At 68.9% G+C, this 16,798-nt stretch carries 16 protein-coding genes; 6 read left to right on the top strand and 10 right to left on the bottom strand.

Translation table 11 applies throughout. The annotated features are described in order from the left end of the window. Nucleotides 1-9: 9 nt before the first annotated feature. The 6 genes from OVA26_RS13260 to OVA26_RS13285 all read right to left on the bottom strand — a co-directional run bounded on the left by OVA26_RS13260 (nt 10) and on the right by OVA26_RS13285 (nt 5,746). Nucleotides 10-1,554, bottom strand: coding sequence for a DNA polymerase Y family protein (locus tag OVA26_RS13260; RefSeq protein WP_268104934.1), 1,545 nt, complete (start codon nt 1,552-1,554; stop codon nt 10-12). Beyond that, nucleotides 1,554-2,282 carry a hypothetical protein gene (locus tag OVA26_RS13265; RefSeq protein ID WP_371129343.1) on the bottom strand — a complete coding sequence of 243 codons (729 nt, stop codon included), beginning with the start codon at nt 2,280-2,282 and terminating at the stop codon, nt 1,554-1,556. The genes OVA26_RS13260 and OVA26_RS13265 overlap by 1 nt, the downstream gene beginning before the upstream one ends. 144 nt (nt 2,283-2,426) lie before the next feature. Next, complete coding sequence (locus OVA26_RS13270) at nt 2,427-2,984, bottom strand: cysteine hydrolase family protein (RefSeq protein WP_082450560.1); 558 nt, start codon at nt 2,982-2,984, stop codon at nt 2,427-2,429. 67 nt (nt 2,985-3,051) lie between these two features. Then, complete coding sequence (locus OVA26_RS13275) at nt 3,052-3,549, bottom strand: HNH endonuclease (RefSeq protein ID WP_056229154.1); 498 nt, start codon at nt 3,547-3,549, stop codon at nt 3,052-3,054. 338 nt (nt 3,550-3,887) lie between these two features. After that, nucleotides 3,888-4,808, bottom strand: coding sequence for a M23 family metallopeptidase (locus OVA26_RS13280; RefSeq protein ID WP_074696661.1), 921 nt, complete (start codon nt 4,806-4,808; stop codon nt 3,888-3,890). A 239-nt stretch (nt 4,809-5,047) separates the two neighbouring features. After that, nucleotides 5,048-5,746 (bottom strand): metal-dependent transcriptional regulator, encoded by a 699-nt coding sequence (locus tag OVA26_RS13285; protein WP_268104384.1) that lies wholly within the window; start codon nt 5,744-5,746, stop codon nt 5,048-5,050. A 99-nt stretch (nt 5,747-5,845) separates the two neighbouring features. Between OVA26_RS13285 and serC the strand changes: the two genes are divergently transcribed. Beyond that, on the top strand, nt 5,846-6,967 hold the full coding sequence (gene serC, locus OVA26_RS13290) for a phosphoserine transaminase (protein ID WP_268104386.1): 1,122 nt from the start codon (nt 5,846-5,848) through the stop codon (nt 6,965-6,967). Between the two features lie 59 nt (nt 6,968-7,026). Here serC and OVA26_RS13295 read toward each other — a convergent pair whose 3' ends face one another. Then, nucleotides 7,027-7,623: a DUF3027 domain-containing protein gene (locus OVA26_RS13295; protein ID WP_268104387.1), complete on the bottom strand. Its 597-nt coding sequence runs from the start codon at nt 7,621-7,623 to the stop codon at nt 7,027-7,029. Then, a complete protein-coding gene (locus OVA26_RS13300; protein ID WP_056229171.1) occupies nt 7,607-7,990 on the bottom strand; it encodes a cold-shock protein in 384 nt (127 codons plus the stop codon). The genes OVA26_RS13295 and OVA26_RS13300 overlap by 17 nt, the downstream gene beginning before the upstream one ends. A 106-nt stretch (nt 7,991-8,096) precedes the next feature. Between OVA26_RS13300 and OVA26_RS13305 the strand changes: the two genes are divergently transcribed. From OVA26_RS13305 to OVA26_RS13325, 5 genes are all read left to right on the top strand, one after another. Then, the gene (locus OVA26_RS13305) at nt 8,097-8,375 is read left to right on the top strand and encodes a hypothetical protein (RefSeq protein WP_056229175.1); all 279 of its coding nucleotides are present in this window, start codon (nt 8,097-8,099) and stop codon (nt 8,373-8,375) included. Nucleotides 8,376-8,379: 4 nt separating this feature from the next. Next, nucleotides 8,380-10,101, top strand: coding sequence for a helicase-associated domain-containing protein (locus OVA26_RS13310; RefSeq protein WP_268104389.1), 1,722 nt, complete (start codon nt 8,380-8,382; stop codon nt 10,099-10,101). Nucleotides 10,102-10,148: 47 nt separating this feature from the next. Beyond that, nucleotides 10,149-11,798: a DNA repair helicase XPB gene (locus OVA26_RS13315; RefSeq protein ID WP_074696651.1), complete on the top strand. Its 1,650-nt coding sequence runs from the start codon at nt 10,149-10,151 to the stop codon at nt 11,796-11,798. A 69-nt stretch (nt 11,799-11,867) separates the two neighbouring features. Then, nucleotides 11,868-12,560: a response regulator transcription factor gene (locus OVA26_RS13320; protein WP_013585852.1), complete on the top strand. Its 693-nt coding sequence runs from the start codon at nt 11,868-11,870 to the stop codon at nt 12,558-12,560. A gap of 134 nt (nt 12,561-12,694) precedes the next feature. Next, the gene (locus OVA26_RS13325; protein ID WP_268104392.1) at nt 12,695-14,374 is read left to right on the top strand and encodes a sensor histidine kinase; all 1,680 of its coding nucleotides are present in this window, start codon (nt 12,695-12,697) and stop codon (nt 14,372-14,374) included. 147 nt (nt 14,375-14,521) lie between these two features. Here OVA26_RS13325 and OVA26_RS13330 read toward each other — a convergent pair whose 3' ends face one another. Together OVA26_RS13330 and groL are read right to left on the bottom strand one after the other, a co-directional pair. Next, complete coding sequence (locus tag OVA26_RS13330; RefSeq protein ID WP_268104393.1) at nt 14,522-14,830, bottom strand: hypothetical protein; 309 nt, start codon at nt 14,828-14,830, stop codon at nt 14,522-14,524. Nucleotides 14,831-15,065: 235 nt separating this feature from the next. After that, nucleotides 15,066-16,685, bottom strand: coding sequence for a chaperonin GroEL (gene groL, locus OVA26_RS13335; RefSeq protein WP_074696647.1), 1,620 nt, complete (start codon nt 16,683-16,685; stop codon nt 15,066-15,068). Nucleotides 16,686-16,798: the final 113 nt, after the last annotated feature.

Consider the following 16,798-nt stretch of genomic DNA (forward strand, 5'->3'; position numbering starts at 1 on the left):
CGCGGAGCCTCAGTCATAGCGTCCCTCTGCTCTCCACTCGCCCTCTTCGACCACCAGCAACCAGGCACCCCCATCGGTGTCGACCACCTGGAACCGGTGAGCCTTGCGCGCCCGCAGGGCATCCCACCCCCGCTCGCTGATCGGCCACGGACCCGCCCACTCGCTGATGCGGCGTCGCTGCCCGGCGGTCTCGAGGACGGCCGGCGGAGCGCTCAGCACGTCGCGTTCGCCCACCGTGACCGGCGCACCGGCGATGTCGGTGACCCCCACCAGACGCGGCTCCGGATAGACGGTGGCGGGCAGAGGGTCGGGGAGGCTGCCCGGCCACGGCCGCGTCCGCACCTTCTCGGCGATCGCCCGATCACCCCACGGCACGAGCACCTGACGCTCGGCGAGCCAGCGTCCGCCACCGATCGTGGGGGTCACAACGCCGCGGTGGCCGAGCATCGCCTGGACGCGAGAGAGAGCGTGATGCACCCGCTCGTCGGGTCCGGCCCCGAACAGCCCCTTGGCGTGGTGCGCTGCGGCGTCGACGGCCTCCGGCTCGATGTGCACCCCCGCGACCCCGCTACCGAAGATGCCCTGCGCGTCTTCGGCGAGCTGCCAGCGCACGCGGTCGACCACCCCGGCGGCGTCGAACGAACCGGGGTGCAGCCACACGCGCTCGCTGCGTTCGCCCCGTTCACCCGTGAGCACGACACGCAGCTCGGTGCACACCAGATCGTGCACGCCGAGCTGGGCGATGAACTCCTCGGCGGCGACACGCATGCCGAAAGCGACCTGGTCGGCGAGCTCGAGAGGCGGTTCGAACGCGACGTCGCGGTGCAACTCGGGAGGGGGTGTCCGCGGCTGGACCGGCTGCGAATCGAGTCCCCCGGCGAGGGCGTGCAGGCGAACCCCCCTCTCGCCGAACCGTTCCCGCACCCGCTCGACCTGGAGTCCCGCCAGCTCGCCCAGGGTGTGCACTCCCAGTCGAGACAGCAGGCTGCCGAACTCGGCGTCGTCGAGAGTCGCGATCGACAGGGGCGCGAGGAAGGCCCCGGCCCCACCGGGCTCGACGATGCGGACGGGGTCGTCATCAGGTGCCGTCCGAGCCGCCTGCTCCGCGGTGAACACCCCGTCGGCGACACTCGCGCGCACGCCCCCGAACCCGTCGTCGTCGAGCTGCCGGATCAGCATGCGCGCAGCCTCGACCTCACCGCCGTAATAGCGCGCCGGCCCTCGTGCGCGGAGGGCGCAGAGACCGGGCCGGACGACCTGAACGCCGGGAGCGCGCTCCTCGATCCGGGCGACGACCGGGGCGAATGCTCGTGCATCTCGCACGGGATCGGCCGGCACCACCTGCAGTCCCGGGCACAGCGCCTGCGCATCGCGGCGCTTCTGTCCGCGGCGCACGCCCTGCGCTCGGGCGGCCCACGAGCAGGCGACGACGACATTGTGGGAGAACACCGCCACCGCGGCATCCGGCCGAGGAGGGCTCACCGCCTCGTTCGAGAACGCCGTGATGGGCCAGTCGGGGAACCACAGCACGAGGCTGCGCGTGGGGGCCTGCATCATCCCACCGCCCGCACCGGGAAGGCATCGCGCTCGCGCGGAACCAGTCGCTCCGCCGGAGCACCCAGCAGCTCGATCGTCCCGTCTGCGGCGGGCAGCAGCATGCGCGCGCGTCGGGCGTTCGGCGACCGTCGGCTGGTCACGGACACGGTCAGCTCACGCCCGGCGAGGTACCCGTGCCCGTGGCCGAGTCCCGACCACCGCGGATCGGCGACATCGATCACCGCCTCGGCCTGGGGCCAGGCTCCCTGTACGAGCAGGACCGAACCGCGATCGCGTAACCGCGCGGCCAGTCTCGTGGTCTCGGCGCCTCCGCGGGCGGCCGTCGACCCCGAGGGAGGACGCACCGCCACCACGGGCAGCACTTCGGTGATCGTCGCCGTCACGGCGAGCCACCGGGGACCCGGGTCGGGGATGAACACGAGTCGATCGAGATCGAGACCGTATTTCTCGGCGGCCTCGGCTCCGAGCTCGGGCATGCCGATCACCCCGCACCACGCGCCGTCCTGCGAGGGTCGCGCCATGAGCGCCAGCAGAAGAGACGCCGAGCGGGCCAGCGCGTATGCCGACCCCGACCGCAATCCCCCACCGGGCAGCAGCGAAGAGAAAGCCGGATGCGTCGGCAGGACCGGCGCGTCCATGCGACGCCCCTGCATGCGCTCGAGGCGATCGCGCAGCGCATGGATGTCGGGTACGGCCTGTACCTGGTCTCTCACGATCGCCCTCACTCCCACAGGTTAGAACATCTGTTCGATGACCTCAATCCCTGTGGGTCGAAGATACGATCGACCTCCGACATCGCCCGCACAGCCCCGATCGCGCGCCCGGCAGAGCGCACCGGCTTCCCCGCGTCCCGCCGGTGACAGCCCCGCTCAGACCAGATCGGCCGTCGCCGCGATCCGCGCGAATCCCCCCTGCTGCAGCACGATGGCGGTGTTCGCCATGAGCTCCGCCGCCGTGCGGGTGACGGTACCGAGCCCCGCAACCTCCCCGGTCAGATCGAAGGTGCGCGTGGCATCCAGGACGACCGTCACGTCGTAGCCGAGGTTGCCCGCCATCCGCGCCGTCGTCTCGACGCACATGTTCGTCTGGATGCCGCAGATCACCAGTTCCCGGATGCCGCGCTCGTGCAACCACGCGTTCAGATCGGGATCTCCATAGAACGCCGAGTTGACGCTCTTCGAGACGACGAGAGCGGCGGGAGCAGCGGCGACCGCGTCGACGAGCCCGTTGCCCTCGGCATCCGGGTGAAGAGGGGAACCGACGGACGCCGACTCATGGCGCACCACGACGATCGGCTCGTCGTCACGACGCCACGCATCGATCAGCGCCGCGACATGCGCCTCGCACTCCGGATTCGCGGTCGGACCCCAGAACGAGAGGTCGTCGAAACCCCGCTGCATGTCGATGACGAGAAGAGCACGAGTCATGCCCCCATCCCATCACCCGGAACGCCTCACCCACCACACGTGCGCAGAAGGATCCCGGATGCCGGTCTCACGCGGCCAACGCCAGGTACGGCTCCCACCGCGGATCGCTCTTGTCCACACCGCGCACCGTCCACGACGACCCCCTCGGAGGCGCCGGGACGAGCCGCAGCTCCCACCGCATCTCCTGAGGAGTGCGATCGCCCTTGACGTTGTTGCACAGCAGGCAGCACGCCACGAGGTTCTCCCACGTGTCCTTGCCGCCGCGCGAACGGGGCAGCACGTGATCGATCGTCGACGCGGCCTTGCCGCAGTATCCGCAACGGTGGGCGTCGCGGCGCAGGACCCCTCGACGGGTGACCGGCACCTGGCGGGCCCCCGGAACCCGCACGTAACGGGTCAGGATGATCACCGCCGGGCGATCGTAGGTTCCGTGGGCGGCCCAGACCGGGTCTTCGTCGATGCTCTCGACGACGGTGGCCTTGTCGTTCATCACGAGCACGAGGGCTCGCTTGAACGACACGACCGCGAGGGGCTCGTAGCCCGCGTTCAGCACCAGTGTGCGCATTTCTCGTCCTCTCGAATGGCCGAGACGGCTTCTCGGATGTTCGACTCGCGACGACGGAAGGTGCGAAAGGGTATGAAAAAGGCGCTGTCTAGGCAGACAGCGCCTGGGAGGTCACGGTGAAACCGCGGCATCCGAACACACGATGCCGAAGAACGAGCAGCCCGAGCGCATCCATGGTGCGGATGCGCGGACTGGTGTTCATCGGTATGTCCCTTCGGTTCTTCCGACGTCGCTGACAGGCTAACCCACTGCGACACGCCCGGGGTCGGCCGCGGAGGGAAACAAGAAGCGGCGTGTCGGAGAACGATGTCCTCCGGCACGCCGCTTCGTGTGGAATATCAGCCGGCGTTCTGCTGCAGCCACGCGTAGGGATCGACGACCGAGCCGTTGATGTGCACCTCGAAGTGGAGGTGGTTGGCGGTCGAACTGCCCGTCGAGCCGACCAGGCCGATGAGCTGGCCCGGGGCGACGGTCTGTCCGGCCTGCACCTGGCGGCTGCCGTACGTCATGTGACCGTACGTGGTCGAGACCTTCTGACCGTTGATGACGTGCTCGATCACGATGGCGACACCGTAGCCACCGTAGCTCTCCTGCGAGACGCTGACGACTCCGCCGGCCGCGGCGAAGATGGGCTGTCCGCCGGGGGCGAGGAGGTCGACTCCCTGGTGGTAGCCGGAATCCCACAGGCCACGGCCGAGCGTGTAGCTCGTCAGCGGCCAGCGCACCTCACCCGATCCGGGCGCGGTCATGTTGAGGTCGATCGAGCTCACCGACGTCGACGCCTTCGTGGCGTTGGCGGCCAGCTGACGCGCGCGCTCCGCGGCGGCGGCCGCGGCGGCTTCTTGATCCTTTTTCTTCTGGATCTCGTCGGCGGTGGTGGCGGAGTAGCTGCTGCGGTCGAGGGTCTCGGCGGTGGCGTCCGAGGCCACGACGAGCGACTGGTTGTCGGCGGCCGACATCTGCTGGAGCGTCATGGTCTCGGCGGCCGGCATGGTCGCCGCATACGCGGGGATGGCGACCGTGGCGACGAGCCCGGCGACCATCGAGAGGATGACGGCGCTGCGCAACGGCTTGCCGACGCGACGCGGCGACGAGGCGCTTCGAGCAGGAGCGGTGCGTGCGACGGGTGCGGTCGCGGGGGCCGTGGTCTGCAGGGCGCGACCGGTCGGGCGGGTCACCGCGGCGCGCGCGCTCTTGCGGGTGGGTCCCGTCGCGGCACCTTCGGGTAGGTCCGCTGCGGGCTCGTTGTGTTCAGCCAAAGTTCCTCCGGCGCCTCTGCGTCTTCGGGGACGCTGGCTCGTCAGCACTCGAATGTGGGGCACGATGTGCGGGCTGGGCCCTGCGCGGACGACGAGCCGATGAGGCAAACCGCGAGGGGTCCGACGGCGGGCTTCTCGCCTGTGGACTTTCTGAGGCTACCCGAAGATAACGAACATGTCACGCTTCAGTAACCGCTCCCAGGCGATGCTCGGCCCGGCACCGTCGAACGCGGCCGCGCTCAGTCCTCGGCGACGAGGAAGATGTGCGAGGCGACCTCGACGGGCAGCTCGAGTCCCTCATCGACGCCGTCCATGTGCACAAGCACGTAGCCCTCGTTGAAGCGGTAGTCGCCGTGGGCACCGGGGAGCACTCCCGCGGCCTTGAGCTGCTGCAGCAGTTCGGGGTCGACCTGCGCGGGCTCGGCGAGGCGGCGGACCGTCCCCGAGATGGGGCCGCCCGCATCGGTGAGCTTGCGGACGAGGCCGACGACACCGTCGTCGAAGGTGACGCTGTTGGCGTCGCCGAGCTGGTCGAGACCGGGGATCGGATTGCCGTACGGCGACTCGGTGGGGTGGCCGAGCAGTTCGACGAGGCGACGCTCCACCTGCTCGCTCATGACGTGCTCCCAGCGGCAGGCCTCATCGTGGACGTACGCCCAGTCGAGACCGATGACGTCACTCAGCAGGCGCTCGGCGAGCCGGTGCTTGCGCATCACGTCGACGGCCTTCTGCCGACCGTCGTCGGTCAGCTCGAGGCGACGATCTTCGGAGACTACGACGAGACCGTCGCGCTCCATTCGTCCCACCGTCTGCGAGACGGTCGGACCCGAGTGGCCCAGGCGCTCGGAGATCCGCGCGCGCAGCGGCACGATCTTCTCTTCTTCGAGCTCGAGGATCGTGCGCAGGTACATCTCGGTGGTGTCGATCAGATCGGTCATTCAGGTGTCCTCGATGTCGCGCGGCAAGTCATCCCAGCCTACCGACCCCCTCCGACATGAGCGCGGGGCCCATCCGAGGGTGACCCTAGAATCGGTCCCATGTCGCACGTGGAACTGCCCACCGATCTCCTGCCCGCCGACGGTCGCTTCGGGTGCGGCCCTTCGAAGGTGCGCGGCGCGCAGCTCGAGGCCCTCGTCACCCGCGGAGCCTCGATCCTCGGAACCTCGCACCGTCAGGCGCCCGTGAAGAACCTCGTCGCCAGCACGCGCGAGCGTCTGTCGCAGCTGTTCCGTCTGCCCGAGGGCTACGAGATCATCCTCGGCAACGGCGGGTCGACCGCCTTCTGGGATGCCGCCGCCTTCGGCCTGATCGAGAAGCGCAGCCAGAACCTCGTCTTCGGCGAGTTCGGCGGCAAGTTCGCGTCGGCCGCCGCGGCTCCCTGGTTGCAGGCACCCGACGTGCGCAAGGCCGCACCCGGCACACGATCGATCGCCGAGGCCGTCGACGGCGTCGACGTCTACGCCTGGCCGCACAACGAGACCTCGACGGGGGTGTCCGCTCCCGTCCAGCGCGTGAACGCCGACGCCGGCGCACTCACCGTCATCGATGCCACCAGCGCCGCCGGCGGCATCGACTTCGACGTCACGCAGGCTGACGTCTACTACTTCGCGCCCCAGAAGAACCTCGGTTCCGACGGCGGCCTCTGGTACGCGGCCGTGTCGCCCGCCGCGATCGAGCGAATCGAGCGGATCGCGGCATCCGACCGCTACATCCCCGAGTTCCTCAGCCTGAAGAACGCGCTCGACAACTCGCGCCTGCAGCAGACGCTCAACACCCCGGCCCTCGCGACGCTCCTCCTGCTCGACGAGCAGCTCGGGTGGATCCTCGACAACGGCGGCCTGTCGTGGGCGGGCGCCCGGACCGCGGAGTCGTCGACGGCCCTGTACGAGTGGGCCGACGCGAGCGAGGTGGCCACCCCCTTCGTGGGCGACCCCGCCGACCGCTCCCCCGTGGTCGTCACCGTCGACTTCGACGACAGCATCGACGCGGCGGCGATCGCGAAGAGCCTCCGCGCGAACGGGATCGTCGACACCGAGCCGTATCGCAAGCTCGGACGCAACCAGCTGCGCGTGGCGACCTTCGTGTCGATCGAGCCCGGCGACGTGCGTCGCCTCATCGGTGCGATCGACTACACGATCGAGCACCTGCCGCGGGCCTGAGCCCCCGAACGACGAAGGCCGCCCCGCATCAGCGGGGCGGCCTTCGTCGTGAAAGACGTTCAGTAACTGCGTTCGCGCTCGTCGTCGTCGTCGGACTCGTCGTCGTCGGATTCGTCGTCCTCCGCCTCGTCGTCGTCGGCCGGATCGTCCGTGTGCGTCGCGTCCAGCTCGTCGATGTCGACGCCGTCGAGGTCTCCCGCGTGGAAGCGCGCCTTCGGCTCCTCGTCGTCGGAGTCGTCCTCGTCATCCGAGTCCTCGTCGTCCGAGTCGTCGTCGTCCGCATCCTCGTCGTCGTCGTCGTCGTCGGAATCATCGTCGACGGCGGCCGCCGCCTGTGCCGCCTGGTACTCCGCGAGTCGCGTCGCCCACGGCACCCAGTCGGGAGCGAGCAGCGCGCCGTCACCGGGCAGCAGTTCGACCTCGAGCACGGTCGGTTCGGAGTCGTCGACGACGGCGACGCTGACTGTCCAGAACCATCCCGGGTACCCGGCGAGGCGCGTGTGGAACCGAAGCGAAACCGCCCCGTCGTCCTCGGCGGTGTACCCGGCCGCGGGTCCGACGGTGCTGGCGGGGGTGATCTCGTGAAGGGCGGCGAGAGCCAGGTCGTGGGCGCCGATCAGACGCTCATCGACGGGCTGCTCAGGCTTCGAAGTCATCGGCGACCTTGCGCAGGACCGCGGCGATCTTTTGGGCGTGCGGGCCGTTGGGGTAGCGACCGCGTCGCAGGTCGCCGCCGATGCCGTCGAGCAGCTTGACGAGGTCCTCGACGATGATCGCCATGTCGTCCGCGGGCTTGCGCGATCGCTTCGACAGGCTCACGGGGGCGTCGAGAACGCGCACCGAGAGGGCCTGGAGGCCCCGCTTGCCGTCGGCCACGCCGAACTCGAGGCGCGTCCCGGCCTTGGGTCCGGGGGCTCCGGCGGGCAGGGCGGTGGCGTGCAGGAACACGTCCTGGCCGTCATCGGTGACGATGAAGCCGAAGCCCTTCTCGTCGTCGTAGAACCTGACCTTGCCGGTGGGCATGGACACCTCGCTGGATGAGTGCGCGCAAGCGCGGCGGAACGCGGGAGCCGATCGGATCCCGGTCTTCCAGCCTACGGCACCTCCGCCAGGCAGTAGGCTGAGCCCGATGAGCACCCGCACCTCCGGTGGCAGCACACCGGGCGACGACGTCCCCGTCCGCCGCATCGACCGCATTCTCGCGTTCATGTCGCTGGGCCTGCTCGCGCTGTCGATCGTGTGCTTCTTCGCCATCATCATCGGCTCGAGTTCCGGAGCCGACATGGGTTCGGGGGTGTGGCCCGTCATCGGCCTGCTCGTCTACATCGCCCCGCCGGTGGCCTTCGCGTGCCTGCTGGCCGTGCTGATCATGAGCTTCGTCCGAAGGGCCCGGGCCAACAAGGCCTGACGACGTGCCCGAGACCTCCGCACAACGCGCACTGGCGGTCTCGTTGAGCGCGCGCAGCGACGCCGACCTCGCCCGCCTCTTCGCCGAACGCAGCATCTCCCCCTCGAGCACCTGGCGCGACATGTTCGACGCCGCCGAGGCGCTCCTCGACCCGGCCTCGATCGCCCGCGGCCTGCCCGCTCTCAACCGCGACGAAGCCGCGGCTCTGCTCGATGCGGAGCACCCCGCACCCGCCGGAGTCCGCGAGCAGTTGGCATCCCATGCCCTCGTCGGAGAGGACGGACTCCCCTTCCCGTCCGTGTTCGAGACGGCGCGCGAGATCCTGCCCTCGGGGATCCCGGATGCCGTTGCCCCGCGCCGCGCGACGTCGACGCCCGAGAGCACGGGGGCCGCCTCCGAGGCGGTGTTCACCAACGCGGCATCCGTCGCCGACATCCTCATGCAGACCCTCGATGCCCCGCTCGGGCGCATCGGCTCCGGATCGCTCGGAGCCACCGAGAGACGTCGCCTCGTCGATGCCGGTGCCGTCACGACCGCGGCCGAGGCGGACCTCCTCGTGGGGCTCGCCGCCGACGTGGGCCTGCTCGGCACGAACGACCGCGCGTGGCTCGTGTCTCCGGCCGGGCGCGAATGGCTGCGACTGCCGACCCTCGAGCGCTGGCAGCGCACCGCCGAGGCTTTGCGCGACGCCCTTCCGCGGGCCTACCGCTCGTCCGACGGCGGCTGGATCCCCACCGAGCAGTGGGCCCAGGCGACGCCCTTCGACCTCGAGGGACCCGACCGTGCGGCCCTCTGGATCAAACGTCTCGTGCGGTGGGGTCTTCTCGACGCCGCCGGTCACGCGACGCCGTGGGCACGCCCCCTGGCGGAGGGCGGTGACGTCGACACCTCGGCGTTGCGCGAGCTCCTGCCTCCCGAGGTCGATCGCGTGTACCTGCAGAACGACCTCACGGCGATCGCGCCCGGGCCGCTGGCCCCTCACCTGGACGTGCGGCTGCGGTCGATGGCCGCCCGCGAATCGCGCGCCCAGGCCTCGAGCTATCGCTTCAGCGCCGCCACCATCAGCGCGGCGATCACGGCGGGAGAGACCGCCGACTCGCTGCGCGAGTTCCTCACCGGGATCTCGCTCACCGGTCTCCCCCAGCCTCTGGCGTACGTCATCGAGCGCACCGCCGCCGAACACGGACGCGTGCGGGTGACCGCTGATGCCGCCTCGCATCTCACCCGTGTCATGACCGAGGACGAGACGCTCCTGCGGTCGATGGAGGTCGATCAGTCGCTCCGCTCGATCGCCCTCACGCGCACGGACGACGAGCTGGTCTCCCATGTCTCGGCCGACGTCGTGTTCTGGGCGCTGACCGACGCGCACTACCCGGCGGTCGCCGTCGACGCCGACGGACGTCCCCGCGCACTCGAACGTGCGAAGCTAGCGGCCCCCGCCTCACCCGAAACCGCCCCCGCCGACACCTACGCCGACCTCATCGAGCGCCTGCGGACGGGAGCGGAGGACTCGGATGCCGCGTGGCTCGAGCGCGAGCTCGACCAGGCGGTGCGCGCTCGCTCGGTCATCGACGTCACGGTGCGCCTGCCCGACGGTTCGGCGCGCGTCTTCCGGCTCGAAGCGACGGGTCTCGGCGGAGGTCGACTGCGCGGTCGCGATCGCGGCGCCGACGTCGAACGCACCCTGCCCCTGTCGCACATCGACGGGGTCGCACCCGTCGAGTGACGGCCGCGCACGCCCCGCCCTCCCCGACCCCGGTAGACTCGAACGCTATGGCTGACGGCCCCCTCATCGTGCAGAGCGACCGCACCGTACTCCTCGAGGTCGCGCACCCCCAGGCAGAGACGGCGCGGCATGAGCTCGCGGTCTTCGCCGAGCTCGAGCGCGCACCCGAGCACATCCACACGTACCGCATCACCCGCCTGGGCCTCTGGAACGCTCGAGCGGCCGGTCACGACGCCGAGTCCATGCTCGACACCCTCGACCGGTGGTCGCGCTTCCCCGTGCCCGCCTCGGTCAGCACCGACATCCGCGAATCCGTCAACCGTTACGGGCGTCTCGTCATCGAGCGCAACGACGACGGGGAGCTCGTCCTGCGCTCCTCCGATGCCGCCGTCCTCAGCGAGGTCTCGCGCAACAAGCGCATCGCCCCGCTGCTGATCGGTCGTCCGAGCGACGACAGCTTCCTGGTCGACGCGTGGGCACGCGGCCACATCAAGCAGGAGCTGCTGAAGATCGGCTGGCCCGCCGAAGACCTCGCCGGGTACACCCCCGGCACCCCGCACCCGATCGATCTGGCCGAAGACGGGTGGAGCCTGCGCCCCTACCAGCGTCAGGCGGTCGAATCCTTCTCGGAAGGCGGCTCCGGTGTCGTGGTGCTCCCCTGCGGGGCGGGCAAGACGCTGGTGGGTGCGGGAGCCATGGCGGACACCCGGACCACCACCCTGATCCTCGTCACCAACACCGTCAGTGCCCGTCAGTGGCGCGACGAACTGTTGCGCCGCACGAGTCTGACCCCCGACGAGATCGGCGAGTACTCCGGCCAGGTCAAGGAGATCAAGCCGGTCACCATCGCGACGTACCAGATCCTCACCGCCAAGCGGAAAGGCCAGTACGCCCACCTCGCCCTCCTCGATGCCCTCGACTGGGGCCTCGTGCTGTACGACGAGGTGCACCTGCTCCCGGCTCCCGTGTTCAAGCTCACGGCCGACCTGCAGGCCCGCCGCCGCCTCGGCCTCACGGCGACCCTCGTGCGCGAGGACGGTCGCGAGGGCGATGTCTTCAGCCTCATCGGTCCGAAGCGCTTCGACGCCCCGTGGAAGGAGATCGAGGCTCAGGGCTTCATCTCCCCCGCGGCCTGCTACGAGGTGCGCATCGACCTCCCCGCCGACGAGCGGCTCGAATACGCCGCCGCCGCCGACGAGGATCGGTACCGTCTCGCGGCCACCGCCCCCGCCAAGATCGAGGTCGCGCGCCGGCTCGTCGAACGGCATCCGGGCGAGAGGATCCTCGTGATCGGACAGTACCTCGATCAGATCGACGAGTTGGCGGAAGCGTTGAACGCGCCGCAGATCACCGGCGCCACGCCGATCCCCGAGCGCGAAGAGCTCTTCCAGGGCTTCCGCGACGGATCCATCCCGCTGCTGGTGGTGTCCAAGGTCGCCAATTTCTCGGTCGACCTTCCCGAGGCGTCGGTCGCCATCCAGGTGTCGGGGTCGTTCGGCTCGCGCCAAGAAGAGGCCCAGCGGCTCGGTCGCCTGCTCCGTCCGAAGCAGTCGAACCACACCGCGAGCTTCTACACGCTCATCGCCCGCGACACCGTGGACCAGGATTTCGCCCAGAATCGCCAGCGATTCCTGGCCGAGCAAGGGTACGCCTACACGATTCTGGATGCCGACGGAATCGACGCAGAAGCGGCCTGACGCATACCAGCACGCGCCTTTCCGTTCCATATCCAGCACATTGCTGGGTCAGATCACGATAATGAGGGCATGACAGCTCCTCGCATCCTCGTCGTGGACGACGAACCGAACATCCGCGACCTGCTCATCACGAGCCTGCGTTTCGCCGGGTTCCAGGTGCGGGCCGTGGCGAACGGCGCGCAGACGATCTCGGCCGTGCTCGAGGAGGAACCCGACCTCATCGTGCTCGACGTGATGCTCCCCGACATGAACGGCTTCAGCGTCACCAAGCGTCTGCGCGGCGCCGGCTACACCGCTCCGATCCTGTTCCTCACCGCCAAGGACGAGACCGAAGACAAGATCATGGGCCTGAACGCGGGAGGCGACGACTACGTCACCAAGCCGTTCAGCCTCGATGAGATCGTCGCCCGCATCCAGGCGATCCTGCGTCGCACCATGCAGGCCGACGAGGAGTCGATCATCCGCACGGGCGAGCTGACGATGGATCAGGACACGCACGACGTCAGTGTCGGCGACGTCTCGATCGACCTCAGCCCCACCGAATTCAAGCTCCTGCGCTACCTCATGCTCAACCCGAACCGCGTGCTGTCGAAGGCGCAGATCCTCGACCACGTCTGGGAGTACGACTTCAACGGCGACGCGGGCATCGTCGAGAGCTACATCTCGTACCTGCGGCGCAAGATCGACCCGCACTCCTCCGAGCCGCTCATCCAGACCAAGCGCGGCTTCGGCTACATGCTGAAGTCGGGCAAGACCGTCTGAGAGAAGGCGTCCTCCTGTCGCATTCCGACGATTCGCTCACGCGCTGGTGGCGCGGGCTGAGCCTGCGTACCAAGGTCACCGGCGTCACCGTCGCGCTCCTCGCCATCGGGTTGTTCACCGCGGGCATCGGAACCATGGTGTTCCTACGCACCACCCTGGTGAACAACCTCGACGAGCAGCTCGCTCAGCAGGCCGCCGGAAGCATCGCGAACAGCATCTTCACCACCGCGCCCGTCGACGGCCGCGTCGTCTTCTCGCAGGTCGACAACGCACCGCAGATCGGGTCGATGGTGGTCGTCTACGGTCCCGACGGTCAGCGCGAGGCGTTCTACAACGGCACGTCGACGACCGCCCTCCCCGACATCCCGTCGACCTTCACGGTCGAGCAGACCTACAGCCAGATCGATCGACGCATCGACCTCGAGTCGCCCGAGTCGGGGCAGCACTTCCTCGCCCGCGTCGGGGTGCTGCAGGTGCCGGGAAATCCCGGCGTCTACACCCAGATGGTGATCCAGCCGCTGGCCCCGACGGATCGGATCGTCGCGGCCTACATCGGCATCTACGCCTTCGTGGCCTTGCTCATCCTCATCGCGACGGCTCTGCTCACGCGCTGGCTCGTCACCCTCGCCTTCCGCAACCTGCGGCAGGTCGAGACGACAGCCATGGACATCGCGGCGGGAGACTTCAGTCAGCGCTTGACCGACATCGTCCCCGACACCGAGGTGGGTCGGCTCAAGACGGCCATCAACGCGATGCTCGCTCGGATCGATGGAGCCCTCGGGCAACGGGATGCCACCGTGCGGCAGATGCGTCGATTCATCGGCGACGCCAGCCACGAACTCCGCACTCCCCTCGTGACCATGCGCGGCTACGCGGAGCTGTACCGCATGGGTGCGATCCGTTCCGACGAGGACGTCGCGCAGTCGATGGAGCGCATCGAGAAGGAGGCGATCCGGATGGGCGCCCTGGTCGAGGATCTTCTGGCCCTCGCCCGCCTCGACGAGCGTCGTGACGTCACGATCATCGCCCTCGATCTGCGCCCGATCGCCCGCGATGCCGCCCTCGACCTGCGGGTGACCTCTCCGCAACGCGAGGTGACCGTCGACGACACCACCTCGCGTGACGAGCTGGTGCTTCCCACGATCACCCTCGACCCGCTGCTGGACTCCGGCGGACGGCCTGCGAGCGGCAACGGTCGACGCCGCACCGCCCCCACCACGTCGGCGATGGCGATCGCGGGCGCGACCCTGTCCCGGTTGCGGCGTCGGTCGAAGGACGGCGCAGAGCCCACGGCATCCCCCTCGTCCGAAGGCGAGCCCGCGCAGGGCACGGCCCCCCTCGGTGTGGTCCGGCCCGTACCACGTCTCGCCCCCATCGTCATGGGCGACGAGAACAAGGTGCGTCAGGTCGTCGCGAACCTGCTCGGCAATGCCCGCCGCTTCACGGCCGAGGACTCCCCCATCGGTCTGCGCGTCGGCGTCGACGCCGAGAGCGACATGGGCTGGATCGAGATCATCGACCACGGCGAGGGAGTGCCCGAGCAGATCCGCGAGCAGATCTTCCAGCGCTTCTGGCGCGCCGACACCTCGCGCACCCGAGAGACCGGCGGCTCGGGTCTGGGCCTGTCGATCGTGGCATCCATCGTCGACCTCCTGCACGGCACGGTCGATGTGCGCGACACCCCCGGGGGCGGAGCGACCTTCCGTGTCTCCCTTCCCCTCGCTGACCGTCGCGACGCCCAGGAGCACGCACTCATCGAGACGCAGCCCCTCGAACGCCTCCCCGAGAACTACCGGCCCGAGAACGACGCCTGATCAAGGGGGTCGCCCCGGAGGCCGGATCGCGATCACGGTTGCTCGCGCCCTTCTGCTCCTCAGACTCCCGGAACCGGCGCTCCACCCCGTGGCTGTCGATAACGGCTTGGGCGGTCTCTTGCGCGTCAGCGCGTGGTGTTTCCACCCTCACCTGAGGTTGAGGAACCCCCACCTCCACGCGATGGCGCGCACTGCCTGCTCGGACAAGCCCGGGAATAGCGCCCTGAGCTTTTCATAAAGCCGTTCCCTCAACCCGTCATCGAAAGGCGCCACCTCTTCCGGTGTGATCGCCTCCGATCGTACGAGGGTCTGAACGATCATCGAGGTGAGTTCGAGCCCCTCGTTCGCATGCGCTTTCCTGACCGCGGACATCTCATCGAGAGGGAAGGGTGAGCGGTCTTCGCCGATGTAGCGCACGATCGCGTCGCTGACGAGGGAGTCATCGAGGGAAGACATGACCAACCTCCTGCGTCACGGCGCCGTGACCCGCGATGGCTCGATCCGAGCGATGGCCGCCTCGGCTTCACGAGAGGAGAAGAGGTCTGTCACTCGGGTGATGGTAGTCCCCGAGTCCATGACCTGGGTCGAAGATGTGAGAAATTACACCCTTCCTCCGATGTCACCCCGCCCCTGCCCCGAAACAAGAACGCCCCCTCCCGGAGGAGGGGGCGTTCTCAGGCGTCAGCGTGGATCAGAAGTCCATGCCACCCGTCGGGTCGCCCGCGGGAGCGGCGGCCTTCTCGGGCTTGTCGGCGACGACGACCTCGGTGGTGAGGAAGAGGCCGGCGATCGACGCGGCGTTCTGCAGCGCGGAGCGGGTGACCTTGGCCGGGTCGATGATGCCCTGTGCGAACAGGTCGCCGTACTCGCCGGTCGCGGCGTTGAGGCCGTGGCCCACGGGGAGCTCGGCGACCTTGTTCGCAACAACACCGGGCTCGAGACCGGCGTTGAGCGCGATCTGCTTGAGCGGGGCCTCGATGGCGACGCGCACGATGTTCGCGCCCGTGGCCTCGTCACCCGTGAGCTCGAGGTTGGCGAGAGCGTTCTTGCCGGCCTGGATGAGCGCGACGCCACCACCGGCGACGACACCCTCTTCCACAGCGGCCTTGGCGTTGCGCACGGCGTCTTCGATGCGGTGCTTGCGCTCCTTGAGCTCGACCTCGGTCGCGGCTCCGGCCTTGATGACGGCGACGCCACCGGCGAGCTTCGCGAGGCGCTCCTGGAGCTTCTCGCGGTCGTAGTCGCTGTCGGTGTTCTCGATCTCGCGGCGGATCTGGGTCACGCGACCCTCGATCAGCTCCGACTCACCGGCACCCTCGACGATCGTGGTCTCGTCCTTGGTGATGATGACCTTGCGGGCACGGCCGAGCAGGTCGACGGTCGCGTTCTCGAGCTTGAGGCCCACCTCTTCGGTGATGACCTGGCCACCGGTGAGGATCGCGATGTCCTGCAGCTGAGCCTTGCGGCGGTCGCCGAAGCCGGGAGCCTTGACGGCGACCGACTTGAAGATGCCGCGGATCTTGTTGAGCACGAGCGTCGCGAGGGCTTCGCCCTCGACGTCCTCGGCGATGATGAGGAGCTCCTTGCCCTCCTGGATCACCTTGTCGACGATCGGCAGAAGGTCCTTGATGTTGGAGATCTTCTGGTTGGCGATCAGGATGTACGGGTCTTCGAAGACCGCTTCCTGACGCTCGGGGTCGGTGACGAAGTAGGGGTTGATGTACCCCTTGTCGAAGCGCATGCCCTCGGTGAGCTCGAGCTCGGTGCCGAAGGTGTTGCTCTCTTCGACGGTGACGACGCCTTCCTTGCCCACCTTGTCGATGGCCTCGGCGATGAGCTCGCCGATCGCGGGGTCGGCGGCGGAGATCGACGCGGTGGCGGCGATCTGCTCCTTGGACTCGACCTCCTTGGCGGAGGCGAGCAGCTCGTCGGTGACGGCCTTGACGGCCTTCTCGATGCCCTTCTTGAGCGAGATGGGGTCGGCGCCGGCGGCGACGTTGCGCAGGCCCTCGCGCACGAGCGCCTGGGCGAGAACGGTGGCGGTGGTAGTGCCGTCACCCGCGACATCGTCGGTCTTCTTGGCGACCTCCTTGACCAGCTCTGCGCCGATCTTCTCGTAGGGGTCGTCGAGCTCGATCTCCTTGGCGATCGAGACACCGTCGTTCGTGATCGTGGGGGCGCCCCACTTCTTCTCGAGCACGACGTTGCGACCGCGGGGGCCCAGGGTCACCTTGACGGCGTCGGCGAGAGTGTTGAGGCCGCGCTCGAGACCGCGCCGGGCCTCTTCGTCGAAAGCGATGATCTTTGCCATAAGTGTGTCGTCCCTCCCGGACGGGTGACTTGCAGATTTTGGCACTCGACGAAAGCGAGTGCTAACTCATTCTGGCACTCGCCCCTGGGGAGTGCAAGCCGCGCACCGTCCCG

The organism is Microbacterium sp. SL62, from assembly GCF_026672635.1.
Classification (GTDB): Bacteria; Actinomycetota; Actinomycetes; order Actinomycetales; family Microbacteriaceae; genus Microbacterium; species Microbacterium testaceum_A.

Coding starts and splice junctions, on each gene's coding strand:
- OVA26_RS13260 (WP_268104934.1), bottom strand. CDS start 1,554: ATGCAGGCCCCCACGCGCAGCCTCGTGCTGTGGTTCCCCGACTGGCCC.
- OVA26_RS13270 (WP_082450560.1), bottom strand. CDS start 2,984: ATGACTCGTGCTCTTCTCGTCATCGACATGCAGCGGGGTTTCGACGAC.
- OVA26_RS13275 (WP_056229154.1), bottom strand. CDS start 3,549: ATGCGCACACTGGTGCTGAACGCGGGCTACGAGCCCCTCGCGGTCGTG.
- OVA26_RS13285 (WP_268104384.1), bottom strand. CDS start 5,746: ATGACCGATCTGATCGACACCACCGAGATGTACCTGCGCACGATCCTC.
- serC (WP_268104386.1), top strand. CDS start 5,846: ATGTCGCACGTGGAACTGCCCACCGATCTCCTGCCCGCCGACGGTCGC.
- OVA26_RS13295 (WP_268104387.1), bottom strand. CDS start 7,623: ATGACTTCGAAGCCTGAGCAGCCCGTCGATGAGCGTCTGATCGGCGCC.
- OVA26_RS13300 (WP_056229171.1), bottom strand. CDS start 7,990: ATGCCCACCGGCAAGGTCAGGTTCTACGACGACGAGAAGGGCTTCGGC.
- OVA26_RS13305 (WP_056229175.1), top strand. CDS start 8,097: ATGAGCACCCGCACCTCCGGTGGCAGCACACCGGGCGACGACGTCCCC.
- OVA26_RS13315 (WP_074696651.1), top strand. CDS start 10,149: ATGGCTGACGGCCCCCTCATCGTGCAGAGCGACCGCACCGTACTCCTC.
- OVA26_RS13320 (WP_013585852.1), top strand. CDS start 11,868: ATGACAGCTCCTCGCATCCTCGTCGTGGACGACGAACCGAACATCCGC.
- OVA26_RS13325 (WP_268104392.1), top strand. CDS start 12,695: ATGGTGTTCCTACGCACCACCCTGGTGAACAACCTCGACGAGCAGCTC.
- OVA26_RS13330 (WP_268104393.1), bottom strand. CDS start 14,830: ATGTCTTCCCTCGATGACTCCCTCGTCAGCGACGCGATCGTGCGCTAC.
- groL (WP_074696647.1), bottom strand. CDS start 16,685: ATGGCAAAGATCATCGCTTTCGACGAAGAGGCCCGGCGCGGTCTCGAG.